The 16769-nt window shown below is 53.7% G+C and carries 17 protein-coding genes and 1 tRNA gene; 11 read left to right on the top strand and 7 right to left on the bottom strand.

The window, feature by feature from the left end; all coding sequences use genetic code 11:
- Window positions 1-90: 90 nt before the first annotated feature.
- A protein-coding gene (gene prfB, locus M8318_RS14290; RefSeq protein ID WP_262663297.1) for a peptide chain release factor 2 occupies window positions 91-1189 on the top strand; the annotation gives its coding sequence in 2 pieces (ribosomal slippage) (window positions 91-165 and window positions 167-1189; 1098 coding nt in all).
- A 9-nt stretch (window positions 1190-1198) separates the two neighbouring features.
- Entirely contained in the window at window positions 1199-2716 is a 1518-nt protein-coding gene (lysS, locus tag M8318_RS14285; protein WP_262663296.1) for a lysine--tRNA ligase, read from the top strand.
- 38 nt (window positions 2717-2754) lie between these two features.
- Here lysS and idi read toward each other — a convergent pair whose 3' ends face one another.
- Window positions 2755-3297 carry an isopentenyl-diphosphate Delta-isomerase gene (gene idi / locus M8318_RS14280; RefSeq protein WP_262663295.1) on the bottom strand — a complete coding sequence of 181 codons (543 nt, stop codon included), beginning with the start codon at window positions 3295-3297 and terminating at the stop codon, window positions 2755-2757.
- A gap of 163 nt (window positions 3298-3460) precedes the next feature.
- Here idi and actS point away from each other — a divergent pair, with 163 nt between their 5' ends.
- From actS to M8318_RS14265, 3 genes are all read left to right on the top strand, one after another.
- Window positions 3461-4198 carry an amidase activator ActS gene (gene actS, locus M8318_RS14275; protein WP_262663294.1) on the top strand — a complete coding sequence of 246 codons (738 nt, stop codon included), beginning with the start codon at window positions 3461-3463 and terminating at the stop codon, window positions 4196-4198.
- An 80-nt stretch (window positions 4199-4278) separates the two neighbouring features.
- A tRNA-Gly gene (locus M8318_RS14270) sits at window positions 4279-4352 on the top strand.
- A 153-nt stretch (window positions 4353-4505) separates the two neighbouring features.
- Complete coding sequence (locus M8318_RS14265) at window positions 4506-5150, top strand: LysE family translocator (protein ID WP_262663293.1); 645 nt, start codon at window positions 4506-4508, stop codon at window positions 5148-5150.
- Window positions 5151-5175: 25 nt separating this feature from the next.
- Here M8318_RS14265 and fabV read toward each other — a convergent pair whose 3' ends face one another.
- The gene (fabV, locus tag M8318_RS14260) at window positions 5176-6372 is read right to left on the bottom strand and encodes an enoyl-ACP reductase FabV (protein ID WP_262663292.1); all 1197 of its coding nucleotides are present in this window, start codon (window positions 6370-6372) and stop codon (window positions 5176-5178) included.
- 287 nt (window positions 6373-6659) lie between these two features.
- Here fabV and yjdI point away from each other — a divergent pair, with 287 nt between their 5' ends.
- The gene (yjdI, locus tag M8318_RS14255; RefSeq protein ID WP_103792598.1) at window positions 6660-6890 is read left to right on the top strand and encodes a 4Fe-4S mono-cluster protein YjdI; all 231 of its coding nucleotides are present in this window, start codon (window positions 6660-6662) and stop codon (window positions 6888-6890) included.
- 10 nt (window positions 6891-6900) lie between these two features.
- Window positions 6901-7173, top strand: coding sequence for a GNAT family N-acetyltransferase (locus tag M8318_RS14250; RefSeq protein ID WP_262663291.1), 273 nt, complete (start codon window positions 6901-6903; stop codon window positions 7171-7173).
- Between the two features lie 43 nt (window positions 7174-7216).
- On the opposite strand, the gene M8318_RS14245 is transcribed toward M8318_RS14250, so the two are convergent.
- Together M8318_RS14245 and M8318_RS14240 are read right to left on the bottom strand one after the other, a co-directional pair.
- Window positions 7217-8446, bottom strand: coding sequence for an amino acid permease (locus tag M8318_RS14245; RefSeq protein WP_262663290.1), 1230 nt, complete (start codon window positions 8444-8446; stop codon window positions 7217-7219).
- Between the two features lie 118 nt (window positions 8447-8564).
- Window positions 8565-9026, bottom strand: a complete 462-nt coding sequence (locus tag M8318_RS14240) for a multidrug/biocide efflux PACE transporter (protein ID WP_262663289.1) — start codon at window positions 9024-9026, stop codon at window positions 8565-8567.
- 106 nt (window positions 9027-9132) lie between these two features.
- Between M8318_RS14240 and M8318_RS14235 the strand changes: the two genes are divergently transcribed.
- A complete protein-coding gene (locus M8318_RS14235) occupies window positions 9133-10008 on the top strand; it encodes a LysR family transcriptional regulator (protein ID WP_262663288.1) in 876 nt (291 codons plus the stop codon).
- Window positions 10009-10088: 80 nt separating this feature from the next.
- Entirely contained in the window at window positions 10089-10616 is a 528-nt protein-coding gene (locus M8318_RS14230; RefSeq protein ID WP_262663287.1) for a cupin domain-containing protein, read from the top strand.
- 14 nt (window positions 10617-10630) lie between these two features.
- Here the strand turns inward: M8318_RS14230 and M8318_RS14225 are convergent, their stop codons facing one another.
- Both M8318_RS14225 and M8318_RS14220 read right to left on the bottom strand, forming a co-directional pair.
- Window positions 10631-11407 (bottom strand): ABC transporter substrate-binding protein, encoded by a 777-nt coding sequence (locus M8318_RS14225; protein ID WP_262663286.1) that lies wholly within the window; start codon window positions 11405-11407, stop codon window positions 10631-10633.
- Between the two features lie 14 nt (window positions 11408-11421).
- Window positions 11422-12600, bottom strand: coding sequence for a M20 aminoacylase family protein (locus M8318_RS14220; RefSeq protein ID WP_106994398.1), 1179 nt, complete (start codon window positions 12598-12600; stop codon window positions 11422-11424).
- Between the two features lie 244 nt (window positions 12601-12844).
- Here M8318_RS14220 and M8318_RS14215 point away from each other — a divergent pair, with 244 nt between their 5' ends.
- Both M8318_RS14215 and M8318_RS14210 read left to right on the top strand, forming a co-directional pair.
- Window positions 12845-14023, top strand: a complete 1179-nt coding sequence (locus tag M8318_RS14215; RefSeq protein WP_262663285.1) for an acetyl-CoA C-acetyltransferase — start codon at window positions 12845-12847, stop codon at window positions 14021-14023.
- 328 nt (window positions 14024-14351) lie between these two features.
- Window positions 14352-15035 (top strand): oligogalacturonate-specific porin KdgM family protein, encoded by a 684-nt coding sequence (locus tag M8318_RS14210; protein ID WP_106994400.1) that lies wholly within the window; start codon window positions 14352-14354, stop codon window positions 15033-15035.
- A 129-nt stretch (window positions 15036-15164) separates the two neighbouring features.
- Here the strand turns inward: M8318_RS14210 and M8318_RS14205 are convergent, their stop codons facing one another.
- A complete protein-coding gene (locus tag M8318_RS14205) occupies window positions 15165-16340 on the bottom strand; it encodes an oligogalacturonate lyase family protein (RefSeq protein ID WP_262663284.1) in 1176 nt (391 codons plus the stop codon).
- Between the last annotated feature and the right edge of the window lie 429 nt (window positions 16341-16769).

The raw sequence follows: 16769 nt of genomic DNA, 5'->3' as shown, positions 1-16769 counted from the left end.
ATCACTATTCCGCTATAAAACAGGGCGTGAATCCGGTACAATTCCGCCCTTATCTCCGCATTTTGACTAGTCCATAAAAGAAAACAGACCATGTTTGAAATTAATCCGGTAAAAAACCGCATTCAGGACCTCACGGAGCGCTCCGACGTTCTTAGGGGGTATCTTTGACTACGATGCCAAGAAAGAGCGTCTCGAAGAAGTAAACGCCGAGCTGGAACAGCCGGACGTCTGGAACGAACCTGAACGCGCACAGGCGCTGGGTAAAGAGCGTTCCTCTCTGGAAGCTATCGTCGATACGCTGGATCAGATGGCGCAGGGTCTGGAGGATGTTTCCGGGCTGCTGGAGCTGGCCGTTGAGGCCGACGACGAAGATACCTTTAATGAGGCCGTGGCAGAACTCGACGTGCTGGAAGAGAAGCTGGCGCAGCTGGAATTCCGTCGCATGTTCTCCGGTGAATACGACAGCGCCGACTGCTACCTGGATATCCAGGCCGGTTCCGGCGGCACAGAAGCACAGGACTGGGCCAGCATGCTGACCCGTATGTACCTGCGTTGGGCTGAAGCCCGCGGCTTCAAGACCGAGATCATCGAAGAGTCTGAAGGCGAAGTGGCAGGCCTGAAATCTGTCACCGTTAAAATCATTGGCGATTACGCTTACGGCTGGCTGCGTACTGAAACCGGCGTTCACCGCCTGGTGCGTAAGAGCCCGTTCGACTCCGGCGGCCGTCGTCATACCTCTTTCAGTTCCGCGTTTGTTTATCCGGAAGTGAAGGACGATATCGACATCGAAATCAACCCAGCCGATCTGCGTATCGACGTTTACCGCGCCTCCGGTGCGGGTGGTCAGCACGTTAACCGTACGGAATCCGCGGTGCGTATTACCCACATCCCGACGAACACGGTAACACAGTGCCAGAACGACCGTTCCCAGCATAAAAACAAAGACCAGGCCATGAAGCAGATGAAAGCGAAGCTTTATGAACTGGAGATGCAAAAGAAAAATGCTGAGAAGCAGGCGATGGAAGACAACAAGTCCGACATCGGCTGGGGCAGCCAGATCCGTTCTTACGTCCTTGATGACTCCCGCATCAAAGACCTGCGTACCGGTGTCGAAACCCGTAACACGCAGGCGGTGCTGGACGGCAGCCTGGACCAATTTATCGAAGCAAGTCTGAAAGCAGGGTTATGAGGAACCAACATGTCTGAACAACAAGCACAGGGCGCTGACGCGGTCGTCGATCTTAACAATGAACTGAAAACCCGCCGCGAGAAGCTGGCTGCACTGCGCGAGCAGGGCGTGCCGTTCCCGAACGATTTCCGTCGCGATCGCACCTCAGACCAACTGCACGCTGACTTCGACGCTAAAGAGAACGAAGAGCTGGAAGCGCTGAACATCGAAGTGGCCGTTGCGGGCCGCATGATGACCCGTCGTATCATGGGCAAAGCCTCCTTTATCACCCTGCAGGACGTTGGCGGCCGCATTCAGCTGTACGTTTCCCGCGACGATCTGCCGGAAGGCATCTACAACGAGCAGTTCAAGAAGTGGGACCTGGGCGATATCCTCGGTGCCAAAGGTAAGCTGTTCAAAACCAAGACCGGCGAGCTGTCCATTCACTGCACCGAGCTGCGTCTGCTGACCAAAGCCCTGCGCCCGCTGCCGGACAAGTTCCACGGCCTGCAGGATCAGGAAGCGCGCTACCGTCAGCGTTATCTGGACCTCATCTCTAACGATGAATCCCGCAACACCTTCAAAATTCGCTCCCAGATCATGGCCGGTATCCGCCAGTTCATGGTTAAGCGCGACTTTATGGAAGTGGAAACCCCAATGATGCAGGTGATCCCGGGCGGTGCGTCTGCGCGTCCATTCATCACCCATCACAACGCCCTCGACCTCGACATGTACCTGCGTATCGCGCCGGAACTGTACCTGAAGCGTCTGGTGGTAGGCGGTTTCGATCGCGTGTTCGAGATCAACCGTAACTTCCGTAACGAAGGCATCTCCGTACGTCATAACCCAGAGTTCACCATGATGGAACTCTATATGGCGTATGCGGATTACAAAGATCTGATCGAGCTGACCGAATCCCTGTTCCGTACCCTGGCGCAGGACATTCTGGGCACCACCGAAGTGCCTTACGGCGAAGAGGTCTTCGACTTCGGTAAGCCGTTCGTTAAGCTGACCATGCGCGAAGCGATCAAGAAATACCGTCCGGAAACCGAGATGGCCGATCTGGATAACTTCGACACTGCGAAAGCGATCGCTGAAAGCATCGGTATCAAGGTTGAGAAGAGCTGGGGTCTGGGCCGTATCGTGACCGAGATCTTCGAAGAAGTGGCCGAAGCGCACCTGATTCAGCCGACCTTCATCACCGAATACCCGGCAGAGGTTTCTCCGCTGGCGCGTCGTAACGACGAGAACCCGGAGATCACTGACCGCTTTGAATTCTTCATCGGTGGCCGCGAAATCGGCAACGGCTTTAGCGAGCTGAACGATGCAGAAGATCAGGCGCAGCGCTTCCAGGATCAGGTTGATGCGAAAGCCGCAGGCGACGACGAAGCGATGTTCTTCGACGAAGACTACGTGACCGCGCTGGAACACGGTCTGCCGCCAACGGCGGGTCTGGGCATTGGTATCGACCGTATGGTTATGCTGTTCACCAACAGCCACACCATCCGCGACGTGATCCTCTTCCCGGCGATGCGTCCGGTGAAATAAGCCGTACAGATGTAAAAAAAGCCCCGAAAGGGGCTTTTTTATTGCGCCGCGAAGGCTCTGAGTGCCTCGCGAGCCGTACTCGCTTCCATTACCATCCACGGGCTAAAGGCCCAGGGCGTGGCCTCCAGCGCGCAGAATAACGTCTCCAGCTCCACCCACTGATAGTCCATCACTTCATCATCGTTAATGGTTATTTCACTGATGATGCGGGCGGCAAAGACCGGGCAAATTTCGTTTTCAACAATCCCGGAGGGATCGGTACTACGATAGCGAAACTCAGGCGCGACGGGGGTGATATTGGCAATTTCAGCACCCACTTCAAAGCGACAGCGGCGGATAATGGCCTGGTCTATCTCTTCGCCAGACTGCGGATGGCCGCAGACCGAGTTTGTCCAGACGCCGGGCCAGGCTTTTTTGCTCAGTGCGCGTCGGGTTATCAGGCATTCTCCGTTGGCGTTAAAGAGCCAGGAGGAGAAGGCCATGTGCAGTGGGGTATGAGAGGTGTGTGCGGCGTATTTTTCCTGAGTGCCCATCACCTTTCCCTGGTCACTTACCAAAATAATGTGTTCTTGAATACTCATTCATGCTCCAGTACCAGCCATGCCGGAGGGTTCAGCGCCATCCGCGGCAATATCATACTGTATTCTTATACGAACGGTTTGACGCGCAGAGCGGAAAAGGCTGACCCATATCAGTCCGGGCTGCTATCATAGCGCGGCCATTCACGTTGACCGAGGAACTGTTTTGTTTGCAGGAAGCCTGACGAAAAAACCCGTTTCTGCTCTGTTTTGCCTGATCCTGGCCCTGTTGCTGGCGGGATGCGCGGGCGATCAGTCATCGGATTCTGGTCCTGTGTATACCGTTAAACGCGGCGATACGCTGTACCGTATCTCACGTGCGACCGGCACCAGCGTGAAAGATCTGGCGCGCCTGAATAATATTTCGCCGCCTTACACCATTGAAGTGGGGCAAAAGCTGAGAACCAACGGCAGCAGCGCCACGGCGAAAAAATCCTCTTCAAAGAGCAAAGGTAAAACCGCCGCGGTTACCCCTTCTTACACCGTACCTAAGTCCTCATGGCCGCCCGTCGGGCAGCGTTGCTGGATCTGGCCTGCCAGCGGAAAAGTCGTCGTGCCCTATTCCTTGTCTGAAGGCGGTAATAAAGGCATTGATATCGCTGCTGCGCGAGGCACCCCGGTCTATGCATCCGGAGCAGGGAAGGTGGTCTACGTCGGTAATCAGCTGCGCGGGTACGGTAACCTGATCATGATTAAACATGGCGAAGACTACATCACGGCCTATGCCCATAACGATACAATGCAGGTCAACAACGGGCAGAATGTGAAGGCCGGGCAGAAGATTGCGACTATGGGCAGCACGGGCACAGATTCGGTTAAGCTGCACTTCCAGATTCGTTATAAGGCGACCGCTATCGATCCGCAACGCTATTTACCAGCGCAGGGTGGCAAACCGAAGTGCTAAGTGGTTATTTTATCGCCGGTTAGCGCATAGGAGTCTTGTCAGGAGAGGCGTAAGGTCTATAATGCTTTACGCACCTCAAAGCGGGCGTAGTTCAATGGTAGAACGAGAGCTTCCCAAGCTCTATACGAGGGTTCGATTCCCTTCGCCCGCTCCAATCCCCCCAGCCAGAACCGTTCCAAAAATCCCATTTCTTTCAGCATACTACGCAGTAGCGCTTATCGACTCTTTTTGAATAGAAAACTTCATTTAACGCATAACCATTCAGTGCTAGCATGACAGGTCTGTTCTTCTATTTCTGGAGATGACTGTGCTGGACATAACAAACTTTGGGCTTTTTGCCCTGTCAGTTTTTCTGCTTTCCGTAACACCAGGGCCTGACATGGCCTACGTGATAGGGCAAAGCGTGGCTAACGGAAGACGATCGGGTGTCATCTCTGCTGCGGGTGTCGCCTTAGGTAGCTGTACTCATGCTGTTGCAAGCGCAGTGGGATTAACAGCATTGATTACCGCTTCTCCGCTGATGTTCACCATCATCAAGTATCTCGGGGCGGCTTATCTTATCTATCTCGGTAGTAAGATGGTATTGGGAACCTTCGCAAAACAAACCACGAATCACAGCGAAGCTGAACCTGTTAAAACTAACGCTACTCTTACGAATCTGCTTTCTAAAGGCTTTATTACAACCTTAACCAATCCGAAGGTTCTGTTGTTCTTTATCTCCTTCTTTCCTCAGTTCGTTTCACCTGGGGGCGAGCACCACACCGCCTCTTTTCTGATCCTGGGGATGGCTTACGCGCTGATCGCTTTTATGACTGATTTAACCTTCGCCATACTTGCAGGTAGCGCCGCGGGTGCAGTTTCACAAAATCGGGGTTTACAGAAAATCCTGGATCGGATTGTGGGGGTGGCATTTATTGGATTGGGATTGAGGTTGGCTCTGACACGTCGTTAAAAAAAGGGGCTTGCGCCCCCTTTTATTAGATTAATGTTTTCACATCAAAATCTATGTTTGTTTCGGTATCAGCTTCGTAGTTAACCTCTTCAAATCCGAAACCAAACAATTTCAGGAACTCTTCTTTATAAGCAATGTAATCTGTCAGCTGCTCCAGATTTTCATCGGTAATCGTCGGCCAGATTTCGCGGCACGCTTGCTGAACGTCTTCACGCAGTTCCAGATCGTCCATACGGATTCGCTGCTCGTCATCAAGTTTGGCATTACCGCCATACAGGCTGGTAGTCATCAGACGATTAATTTGCTCGATACAGCCTTCGTGGATCCCACGGTCTTTCATGAGCTTGAACACGATGGAAATATAAAGCGGCATGACAGGAATGGCGGAGGATGCCTGCGTGACGACGGATTTTAACACCGCGACGTTTGCAGAACCGTTGAGAGGAGCCAGCTTATTGCGTAACGCTTTTGCCGCCCGATCCAGGTCTTCCTTCGCCTTACCGAGCGCACCGTGCCAGTAAATAGGCCAGGTCAAATCCGTGCCGATGTAGGAATAAGCAACGGTCTTCGCGCCATCAGCCAGCACGCCAGCGTTATTCAGCGCATCAATCCACAGTTCCCAGTCTTCGCCACCCATCACGGTAACCGTATTACGCACTTCTTCTTCAGTTGCCGGTTCAATGCTGGCGGTAATGATCTGATCTTTGTTGGTATCAATGGCTTTAGAGGTATAAACCTCACCGATTGGTTTCAGCGCAGAGCGAACAACTTCGCCCGTTTTTGGCATCTTTCTTACCGGAGACGCGAGCGAATAAACCACTAAATCAATCTGACCCAGATCTTCTTTGATCAGGTTGATGACTTCGTCGCGGCACTCATCGGAGAACGCGTCGCCGTTGATGCTTTTCGAGTAAAGCCCTTCACGTTTCGCTGCTTCATCAAAAGCCGCAGAGTTATACCAGCCCGCTGAGCCTGGCTTGGCATCCGTTCCCGGTTTTTCAAAGAACACACCGATAGTGGAAGCACCGCCGCCAAATGCTGCAGAAATTCTGGAAGCAAGCCCATAACCAGTGGACGCGCCGATCACCAGCACACGCGCAGGGCCATCAGTGAGTTTTCCGTTTTGGCGGATGTACTCGATTTGATTGTTTACATTGACCTGGCAACCAACCGGATGTGTCGTTGTGCAGATGAATCCACGAATCTTGGGTTTAATTATCATGTTGATTTTAATCCATATTCAAATTTCTTAAACATAGAGTAATGATAACTCTTTTGGGAAAACTTGTAATGAAGAATACGCCTTCATTAACTAACTCTAAGATTGATAATGGTTTTGTTAAAACGCTACGGTTATTAAAAATGAACAGCCCTGGTATGACTGTGGTTATTAAGCTGTGTCGGGCACCAAAGGGAGTGGATAACTGGATTAAATAAATGTTAACTTTTGGATCTCAACACCAGCACACTCCTTATTCCCGAAAACATAATAATTACAGAGGCAATGTCATGGATAACGATCTCCTGCAAGCGGGATACCGGGCCTATACCGGTGAGAAAATTGATGTCTACTTCAACACCGGCATCTGTCAGCATGCGGGAAACTGCGTGCGTGGCAGCGCCAGACTCTTCAACCTGAAACGTAAGCCGTGGATCATCCCTGATGAAGTGGATGTCGATACGGTTGTGCGTGTGATTGATACCTGCCCAAGCGGCGCACTTAAATACCGCCACAAATAAGCGAGAAACCATGGAAATTCAGGAAGGCCATAACAAGTTTTATGTCAATGATGCCGAAGGCAACCAGGTCGCGGAGATCGTCTTTGTTCCCACCGGCGAACACCTCAGCATTATTGAGCATACCGATGTCGATCCCAGCCTGAAAGGACAGGGCGTGGGCAAACAGCTGGTGGCGAAGGTAGTGGAAAAGATGCGCACAGAAAACCGCAAAATTATCCCCCTGTGCCCGTTCGCCAAGCATGAATTTGATAACAACCGCGAGTATGACAATATCCGCGCCTGATGCTGAACAGCACGCTGTCGCAAACCAGCGTGCTGCCTTTTGGTCAGGCGATAAACATCACCGACACGCATAACACCCCAACGATCAGCGTCAGCACATTGCCAACGGAGCGGTAAGGCTTCAGGGCCGGGATCAGGAAGGTCGAGAGGGTTGGCATGATAAACAGGATCATCGCGATAAGCGGTCCGCTGATGGCATAGATCATCGAGATGGCGTTGGGATTAATGCAGCACACCGCAAAGGTGATTAGAGAGACCCCCATCACCGACACGGCCCGATTAAAGGCCCGGCTTTTCTTCACCCCAACCTGATTTAACCCTGATTTCACTATCTCTGTGGCCCCCTCGATCACGCCAAAATAGGTGCCGAGAAACGACTTCGACATCGCGATAATGGCCACCACAATCCCGGAGATCCCAAGCCAGGAAGGGGAGGAGGGCATCATCGAGAGCGCCGAGAGAATGGTCACCCCTTCCTCTTTGGCGGCGACGATGTAGGACGGTGGGATCGACAACAGGCAACTGAAGACAAAGAACAGCACGCTCAGGCAGATAATCAGGTACGCCACCTTCATGATGCGGGTGCATTTGCCCATCGCGGCGTCGCCATATTTCTCCTGCCGATCGACGGCAAAGGTCGAAATAATCGGCGTATGGCTGAAGGCGAACACCATTACCGGAATGGAGATCCACACCTGGTGCAGAGTGTGTTTATCCACGCTCATCTGGCTGGTGAGCAGCGAGGGCTGCCAGCTGTGGGTGAGATACAGCGACACCAGCAGGAAGTAGGCAATCAGCGGGAAGACCAGAAACCCCATCACCCGGATGGTGGCGTGACGGCCCATCAGAAAGATCAGATTCAACGCCAGCACGACCCCCAGGCTGACCAGCACCCGCACGGTAGTGTCCACCGTCAAATGCTTCGCCAGCTGTTCGGTCAGCGAGTTGGTGATCGCTACGGCATAGATCTGCACCACCACAAAAAAGGCGACAAAGTAGAGGGTGGTGATCAGATTGCCGATCTTTTTCCCGTAGTAGTGCGTTACCGCGCCGGTGATGCCTTCGCTACCTTTTGTTTTTGCAGAGAGGATGAACTGACATAACGCTTTGTGGGGCCAGTAGGTGAATGGATACGCCACGAGGGCGGTGATAAACAGGACGACAGCGCCCGCAGATCCCAGCTGGATAGGCAGAAATAAGGTTCCTGCGCCCACGGCAGTGCCGTACAGGGCAAAGCTCCAGAGGGTCTCTTCTTTAGACCAGATTTTCGACATGTGAGAAACGTATCAACTATAAAACCAACAAAAAGGAGACTATTTTACCATAATCATCAGTTATGGTCGCAGTTGGCGCTATGGGAAGCGGGCCGGAAAGCATTTCCGGCCGGAGGGATTAAGAGGTGGCGGCCTGTCGCTGCTGGCGTCGCTTCATGACGCGATCGCGCAGGGTGTCGTACGCCCAGTTATAAATCATGGTGTACGGCAGGAAGAAAATAAAGAAGCCAATCTCTAAGGTGAACGCCTGCAACAGGCTCACGCCCAGCACCAGCGACACAATGCCGACGCCGATAAAAATAAACCCGACTTCAAAGCCGAGAGCGTGCAGGGCGCGGACTTTGGCGGTGCGGGTGACAATATGCCGCGGCCAGAGTCTGTCGAACCCGGCGTTATAGATGATGTTCCACACCATCGCCGTGGTGGCGAGGAGAATGGTTAATCCGCCCATCTCCAGCACCGGGCGCTGCATCAGCCAGGCGGTGGTCGGGGCAAGGATCGCCGTAGCAATCCCTTCGAATAAGACGGCGTGGAAGATACGTTCCGGCAGTTTTCGGCGTTGAATATCGTTGTGCTGCATAACCTGATACCTCATTAACCTGCCAGGATGGGCAGAGTCAGGCCGCTATTTTTATCGTTAAAACTGATATATAAAAGTTAGATTCCATCGATAAAGTAGATACATCATGCGCTACTCACCTGAAGCCTTAACGGCGTTTGTCGAGACGGTCGCCACCGGCTCGTTCTCTGCCGCCGCCCGCCGTCTGCGTAAAAGCCAGTCCACCATCAGCACCGCCATTGCTCATCTGGAAGATGACCTCGGTTTTGCGCTGTTCGATCGCAGCGCCCGCCAGCCGGTGCTTACCGCCCAGGGCAAGCAGGTGCTGGGCTACGTTCAGTCGATCCTCGCCGCCAGCGCACGGCTCGATGAACTGGCGGTCTCCCTGAGCGAAGAGACCGAAGCGCGGCTGACCTTTGTGCTTTCGGACACCCTGCACCCGGACGTGCTGGAGGAGATGCTGTTTCGTTTTGACGAGCGTTTTCCCCATACCGAATTCGAATGCCTGATTGGTGAAGAGGAGGATGTCATCGACCTGCTGCAAAAAGGGCGGGCGCACATCGGCCTTACCGGGGCGCGGGAAAGTTATCCCACCGACATTGCCGCCGTTCGCCTGCCGATGCAGACCCACATGGCGATCTATACCTCTGCCAGCCATCCCCTCGCGGCGCAAAATCGCATCAAGGCTGATGAACTGCACGGCTGGCGGGAGCTGCGGCTGAACACCTATCTGGAACGCGAGCCGGTGCTGGCGCAGGGGCCGGTGTGGTCGGCCCCCAACTACCTGATGCTGCTCAGCATGGCGGTGCAGGGCTTAGGCTGGTGCGCGCTGCCCTGTGCGCTGGTGGCGGAGTTTGCCCCTGCGAATGCCCTGGTGCAGATCAACGTCCCGGGCTGGCCGCGCTCGGTGGCGATCGATCTGGTGTGGAATAAACGCTCCCCTCCGGGGACGGCGGGAAACTGGCTGCGGCACTGGCTACAGCACCAGGCAGATCCGGTGTGATGAATACGACATTCATCCGATCGGTACCGAAATCTAAAAGGTCTACACTTAATGGGGTAAATTAACCGGCGAGAAGAGACATGAACGCTAAAAATACCATTACGCCCCGGGTGCTGATGCTCTCATCTAAAGATTGGGTGCCTAATAATCCCCATCTGCCGGTGCTGATCTATAAAGGGGTGATAACGGATGGGGATCGTGCCAGCCAGTTTGAACAACGGTTTGCCGACAACGGCTGGCCGCCCCAGTGGCGCGATGGGATTTTCGACTATCACCATTACCACTCCACTGCCCATGAGGTATTAGGTGTTGCCCAGGGGGCGGCGCGCCTGATGATTGGCGGTCCTGGCGGGGAGGAGATCGAGGTAGAGGCAGGAGATGCCCTGTTATTGCCTGCGGGCACCGGCCATTGCCGCTTATCTGCAACGCTCGATTTTCAGGTGGTGGGGGCGTATCCGCCGGGGATGGAGTTCGATCTCTGTAAGCAGGCAGCGACGCCAGCAATACTGGCGCGGATCGTTGCGCTGCCGTTTCCTGAATCGGACCCGTTAAATGGCAACGAGCCTGCCTTAACCCAGTACTGGCAATCGCCGCCCTTCAGCCAGTGAAGGGCGGAATAGCGTTACTGGCCCGTATAAATATCAAAGCTGAAGTATTTTGAGGCGAGCTTCTTGTAGGTGCCGTCAGCCAGGATCGCCGCGATGGCGCCGTTCAGCTCCTGGCGTAACTGGTCATCCTCTTTGCGCAGTCCAATCGCCGCCCCGGCGCCAAACAGGGCATCGTCCTGCAGCGCGCCGCCGACAAAGGCAAACTCTTTACCCTGCGGCTTGCTGAGGAAGCTGTACTCCGCCATCACTCCGGAGAGCACCGCGCCGTCAATGCGCCCGGACTCGAGGTCGCGGATCACCTGATCGGCACCCTGATAGGCCACCACATTAACGCCCTTGCCGCGCCACTGCTCGTTGGCATAGGTTTCCTGGGCGGAACCCTGCTCAACGCCGATGGTTTTCCCCTTCAGCTGATCCACGCTGTTGCCGGGGAGGCTATTTTTACGCGCCACCAGGAAGGCCGGGCCGCTGTAGATCTTGTCGCTGAAGGCAATCTGCTCTTTACGCTTCTCGGTGATGTACATCCCGGAGAGGATGGCATCAAATTTACGCGCCTTCAGGGACGGAATGATGCCGTCGAAGTTGCTTTCAACCCAGACGCATTTCGCCTGCAGCTGCTGGCAGATGGCATTGCCCAGATCGATATCAAAACCGACCACTTCGCCCTGCGGGTTTTTCGACTCGAAGGGAGCAAAGGTGGGATCCACGCCAAAACGCAGCGCTTTGGTCTCGGCGGCAAACGCGGATGAGGCGGCCAGCAGGGCCACCAGTGGTAAAAGGATTTTTTTCATTATCTGTCCCTCTCTTAACGGCAATAGTTTTCAACCAAACGGGCAAAGAAGGAGGCCCCGGTGGTGATGATCTCGTCATTGAAGTCGTAGCCGGGGTTATGCACCATGCAGCCGCCTTTTTCCCCTTTCTCGCCGTTGCCGAGCAGGAAATAGCTGCCCGGCCGTTGCTGGAGCATAAAGGCAAAATCTTCACTGCCGTTGGAGGGGGAGACGCTGTCGAGTACCGCATCTTCACCAAAGAATTCGATGGCCAGCTGGCGGGCGAAGGCGGTCTGCTCCGCATCGTTGACCAGCACCGGGTAGGAGTCATAGATCTCCACTTCGCTGGTGGCGCCGTAGCTGCGGGCGGTGAAGTCGGTAAGCTCCTGAATGCGGCGGATCAGCAACTCACGGATCTCCGGCTTCATCGAACGTACCGTCAGCTCCATCACCGCGCTGTCCGGGATCACGTTGGAGGCAATGCCCGCCTGGAAGGTTCCGACCGTCACCACGGCAGTTTCGCCCGGTGGCACGTTACGCGCCACGATGCTCTGCAGGGACATAATCAGCGCGGCCCCGGTCACAATCGGATCCACGGTGCGCTCCGGGTGCGCGCCATGCCCGCCGTACCCTTGCAGGGTAATTTTCACGGTATCGGCTGAGGCCATAAAGTTGCCTTCATAGAAGCCAAACTTGCCGGTCGGCAGGTAGGGCATATTGTGCAGGGCAAAAATACGGTCGCAGGGGAAGCGGTCAAACAGCCCGTCTTTGATCATGAGATCGGCACCGCCAATCGCCTCTTCGGCAGGCTGGAAAATCAGGTGTACGGTACCGTTAAACTGGCAGGCGTCAGAGGCAATATATTTCGCGGCGGCCAGTAAAATCGCCGTGTGGCCGTCGTGGCCGCAGGCGTGCATTTTGCCCGGCACGGTACTGGCCCAGGGTAAATCGGTGGCTTCGAAGATCGGTAGGGCGTCCATATCGGCGCGCAGGCCGATGGATTTGCTGCCCTGGCCTTTGCTGAGCGAGCCGACCACGCCGGTTTTGCCAATCTCGCGCGTCACCTGATAGCCCCAGCCTTCCAGCTGGCGCGCCACCAGATTGCTGGTATTGAACTCTTCGAGACTTAATTCAGGATTGGCATGTAAATGACGACGGATGGCGATGATTTCTTCTTCTGATTCTTTTATTTCTGGAATGATACAGTCGGACATTTGTTACTCCAGTGTTAACGCGTGTTTGCATCTCCTAACTTATCGCCGCGCCGTCATAATGCAAATTCGTTCTCTAATAATTACCGTGAAAATTATAAGTTATGTGAATGCATGCAGGCTTTCTCCAGGACACACAAAATAAGTGCGTGACCTTTGTGATAAAACTCACTTTTTTTAAACAATTACATCATTAGTTGATAACAATCCTCTAGTATGAGCGGTGTCATTTTGCGCAGAGGTTGAGATGAAAGACGTCGTGATAGTGGGTGCGTTGCGCACAGCAATAGGCTGTTTCCAGGGAGCGCTCTCACGCCACTCGGCGGTAGATCTGGGCAGCGTGGTGGTTCGCGCGCTGGTGGAGCGCAGTGGCATTGAGGCCCACGAGATCGACGAGGTGATCCTCGGTCAGGTGCTGACCGCAGGGGCCGGGCAAAACCCCGCCCGCCAGGCCGCGCTGAAGGGGGGATTACCCAACACCGTCTCGGCCATTACCATCAACGACGTCTGTGGCTCCGGGCTCAAGGCGCTGCACCTGGCGACCCAGGCGATCCAGTGCGGTGAAGCCGACGTGGTGATCGCTGGCGGCCAGGAGAACATGAGCCGCGCGCCGCACGTTCTGACCGACAGCCGCACCGGGGCCCAACTGGGCAACAGCCAGCTTATCGACAGCCTGGTGCATGATGGGCTGTGGGATGCCTTCAACGATTACCATATGGGCGTCACGGCAGAAAACCTGGCCCGGGAATATGGTATCACCCGTGAACGTCAGGACGCTTACGCGCTCAGCTCGCAGCACAAGGCCCGGGCCGCCATCGACGCAGGCCGCTTCCGGGATGAGATTGTCCCGGTCAGCGCCCGGATGCAGAACGGTGACCCTCTGCTGGTAGATACCGATGAACAGCCGCGCACCGACGCCAGCGCCGAAGGGCTGGCGTTACTCAATCCTGCCTTTGAAATTACCGGTTCGGTCACCGCCGGGAATGCCTCCTCTATTAACGACGGCGCTGCCGCGGTGATGATGATGAGTGAGAGCAAAGCCGAAGCGCTGAATCTACCGGTGCTGGCACGCATCAAAGCCTTTGCCAGCGTCGGCGTGGATCCTGCTTTAATGGGGATCGCCCCGGTGCATGCCACGCGCCGCTGTCTGGAGCGGGCAGGGTGGCAGCTGGCGGATGTCGATCTGATCGAAGTCAACGAGGCATTTGCCGCCCAGGCCCTGTCGGTGGGCAAAATGCTGGAGTGGGATGAGCGTCGGGTCAATGTCAACGGCGGGGCGATTGCGCTGGGACACCCCATTGGTGCCTCAGGGTGCCGTATTCTGGTCTCGCTGGTGCATGAGATGGTAAAACGCGATGCCCGCAAAGGGCTGGCCACGCTGTGCATCGGCGGCGGGCAGGGCGTGGCATTAGCCATAGAACGATAACGCGCTTTGATAAATATCAACCTGAATAAGCCTCCCAACCCGGAGGCTTATTTGTTTGTGAGCCCCATCATATTTTTACCCTTGTAAGTACATTCTCAAACTTCCTCGAAATATTTAACGCGTTACTTCAGCCTCTAATAAATATTTAGTGTGATCCCGATCCGTTAAATTCCCTTTAAAACCTCTCTTTTGTTGATACTGCTCACGGCTGGCTTTGCCAAAAAAAATGAAACAAATAATTACGATCATGATCACTAAAATTACGTGTTTAAAAAAATAAAATGCAATTCCATAAAAACGAAACATCATTTTAAACGAGGGTTTTTTCATGTTTAAGAAATCTCTGGTCCTTGCTTCACTTATTGGCGCTTCTTTCGCAGCTCAGGCTGTCACTGTCGATCTGCGTCACGAATACATTGATACTGGTACCAACGCAGACCGCGTGGCAGTTTCACACCGTTTTGATAATGGCTTTGGTTTTTCTGTCGAAGCTAAATGGAAATCTGGCGGCGATAAAACTGACCAGCCGTTTTCCGATATGGTAGGTAATGGTCACGAAGACCAAATTAGCTGGCGCTGGAAAGCCAACGATAATATCTCCCTGACGCCGGGCTTTACGGTCGAAAGTAAAGAAAGCAACACCATTTATAAGCCCTTCCTGCAAGCGCAATACAGCTTCGACAATGGCTTCTATATTTCCGGTCGTTATCGCTACGAGTACACCCGCTATCCTTCTACCCCGGACAGAGAAGATGATAAGGTTAACCGCGGTGATGCGTGGGTGGGTTGGGTAATGGGCGATTTCCGTACCGAACTGAACTACGTTTATGCAAAAAGCTCCGAAGGCAATATTCGTAACAACAACAAAGATTACTCCCAGGAATATAACGTCAAGCTGGCGTACAAAATTGATAAAAACTGGTCCCCGTATGGCGAAGTGGGTAACGTTGGCGTGAAATCAACCGATGAACGTCAGACCCGTCTCCGTGTCGGCGTAGCATATTCCTTCTAATAACAAGCAGTACCTCCGGGATTAACCGGCTCGAAAGAGCCGGTTTTTTATGCCTGCAATATTATTACGCCAAAAAAAGCCCTCCATAAAGGAGGGCAAGGCCAGTTACAGGGACACAAACACAAACAGTTATTCACGCAATAATTCAGGTTGCTCAGGAAGCTTCGCAATATAGAGAGCAGGTTTGCCGTCTTTATCGGAACTAAACAGGACCGCTTTATCATCCGGGGTAAAGGATGGGTGCGGGTGGGTGACCTGGCGGCTGTTGGCCACGGTTGCCCAGGAGGTATCGTGACGCGCGATGCGGAAGTAAGCTTTTTTCGCCACGTCGAACGCATACAGATAAGGATCGTTATTGATGGTGTAACCGCTGGTGTCCTTCACATCAACCGGGGTACCGGAGCCATCACCTACCAGCAGGGTGCCATCAAAGTTACTCATCAGGTGCGAACAGGCCGGCATCTGCATCACTGCGCTGTTCTCGCCGGTATCCGGGTTGAAGCTGTATACGGTACGGCCTTGCTCACCTTTCAGGTAAGAGACATACACCAGCGCAGAGCCGTTCGGGACCCAGAACTCGTGGGTGCAGCTTTCGCCTTCCGCGTGCTCTTTAACCTTACGCACGTTGCTGCCGTCTTCGTTCACCATCCACATGCGGGCATCCACCAGATCGTGTGGGCCTTCATGGCAGAACGCGACGGTATTATCGTCAAACGGACGGTAGATAGGGTGGCCGAGCCAGTTTTTCTCTTCATGGATCACGCTGCTTGCACCGGTCTGCAGATCAACGCGCAGCAGGCGGCAGTGCGGGCCTTTGTGGAAGAAGTCATGGAAGATTTGCCAGTCGTTCAGCGGCGTCCAGTCGCTTTTCGCGATTTCGATGCCGACCAGTTTGGTGCAGTCGCTGTTCGCCACCCAGGTGCCATAGCCGACCCAGTCGTCGCTGACGCGATACACTTCGCGCTCAACCAGGGTGGTCAGATTGACTTCCCGCAGAGTGCGATCATTCTTAACGTAATAGAGCGATTTATCATCCGGTGACAGGAAACCACCAAAGGTGTTGTCGCCCGCGCCTTCGGTTAACTGCACCGCTTCGGCCTTTTTCAGATCCAGCAAATAGTAGTTCCAGTGGCCATCGAATTCGCCGGCAAACAGCAGATGACTACCGTCGTTGAAAAAGCATTTTTGATAGAAGTAGTTACGATGACAGGTAACTTCAGGGGGGGTCAGGCGGGTGACTTCCACGCCTGTATCCGGATCGCGACTGACCTCATAGTTCAGTTTGACCCGCATGCCTTTTGCCATGATGCACTCCTTGAATTCGACGGCAGGATCTCCCTGCGGTCCGCTCGGTAAAATATGAGTTTAAAAACTGGGTGTTAAAATATCAAAACATCGTTTCAGTGTGTGTGACTGGTGGCGCACTTCTGAAGGAAAAGCCCGCAAGATCCTCATTATCTTTACATCTGTTCAGATTTTTAGCATCCCGACATCAATTTTTTATTGTTTTATAACCTGTTGTTTAATTTGCAAATTAAGCGGGATGTTTTAAACAAACGTTTTAAGAAAGCGATGTCAACTCCCTGACAATCGTGATCGCAACTGCAATTTTGATAATAACTTACAGAAAAAGTGAAACATCGTTTTAAATGTAATTGAAAACCCATTTCACAGCAGATAATATGTGCTCATCATGAAAACGGAACACCGTTTTGTTAATTATCCTGGCCTTCG

Origin of the sequence: Leclercia tamurae (assembly GCF_025566055.1) — a bacterium.
Classification (GTDB): domain Bacteria; phylum Pseudomonadota; class Gammaproteobacteria; order Enterobacterales; family Enterobacteriaceae; genus Enterobacter; species Enterobacter tamurae.
Note: the sequence above shows the minus strand (reverse complement) of the source record. Positions and strands in the feature narration are given on the sequence as shown.

Coding starts and splice junctions, on each gene's coding strand:
- lysS (WP_262663296.1), top strand. CDS start 1,199: ATGTCTGAACAACAAGCACAGGGCGCTGACGCGGTCGTCGATCTTAAC.
- idi (WP_262663295.1), bottom strand. CDS start 3,297: ATGAGTATTCAAGAACACATTATTTTGGTAAGTGACCAGGGAAAGGTG.
- fabV (WP_262663292.1), bottom strand. CDS start 6,372: ATGATAATTAAACCCAAGATTCGTGGATTCATCTGCACAACGACACAT.
- yjdI (WP_103792598.1), top strand. CDS start 6,660: ATGGATAACGATCTCCTGCAAGCGGGATACCGGGCCTATACCGGTGAG.
- M8318_RS14250 (WP_262663291.1), top strand. CDS start 6,901: ATGGAAATTCAGGAAGGCCATAACAAGTTTTATGTCAATGATGCCGAA.
- M8318_RS14245 (WP_262663290.1), bottom strand. CDS start 8,446: ATGTCGAAAATCTGGTCTAAAGAAGAGACCCTCTGGAGCTTTGCCCTG.
- M8318_RS14240 (WP_262663289.1), bottom strand. CDS start 9,026: ATGCAGCACAACGATATTCAACGCCGAAAACTGCCGGAACGTATCTTC.
- M8318_RS14235 (WP_262663288.1), top strand. CDS start 9,133: ATGCGCTACTCACCTGAAGCCTTAACGGCGTTTGTCGAGACGGTCGCC.
- M8318_RS14230 (WP_262663287.1), top strand. CDS start 10,089: ATGAACGCTAAAAATACCATTACGCCCCGGGTGCTGATGCTCTCATCT.
- M8318_RS14225 (WP_262663286.1), bottom strand. CDS start 11,407: ATGAAAAAAATCCTTTTACCACTGGTGGCCCTGCTGGCCGCCTCATCC.
- M8318_RS14220 (WP_106994398.1), bottom strand. CDS start 12,600: ATGTCCGACTGTATCATTCCAGAAATAAAAGAATCAGAAGAAGAAATC.
- M8318_RS14215 (WP_262663285.1), top strand. CDS start 12,845: ATGAAAGACGTCGTGATAGTGGGTGCGTTGCGCACAGCAATAGGCTGT.
- M8318_RS14210 (WP_106994400.1), top strand. CDS start 14,352: ATGTTTAAGAAATCTCTGGTCCTTGCTTCACTTATTGGCGCTTCTTTC.
- M8318_RS14205 (WP_262663284.1), bottom strand. CDS start 16,340: ATGGCAAAAGGCATGCGGGTCAAACTGAACTATGAGGTCAGTCGCGAT.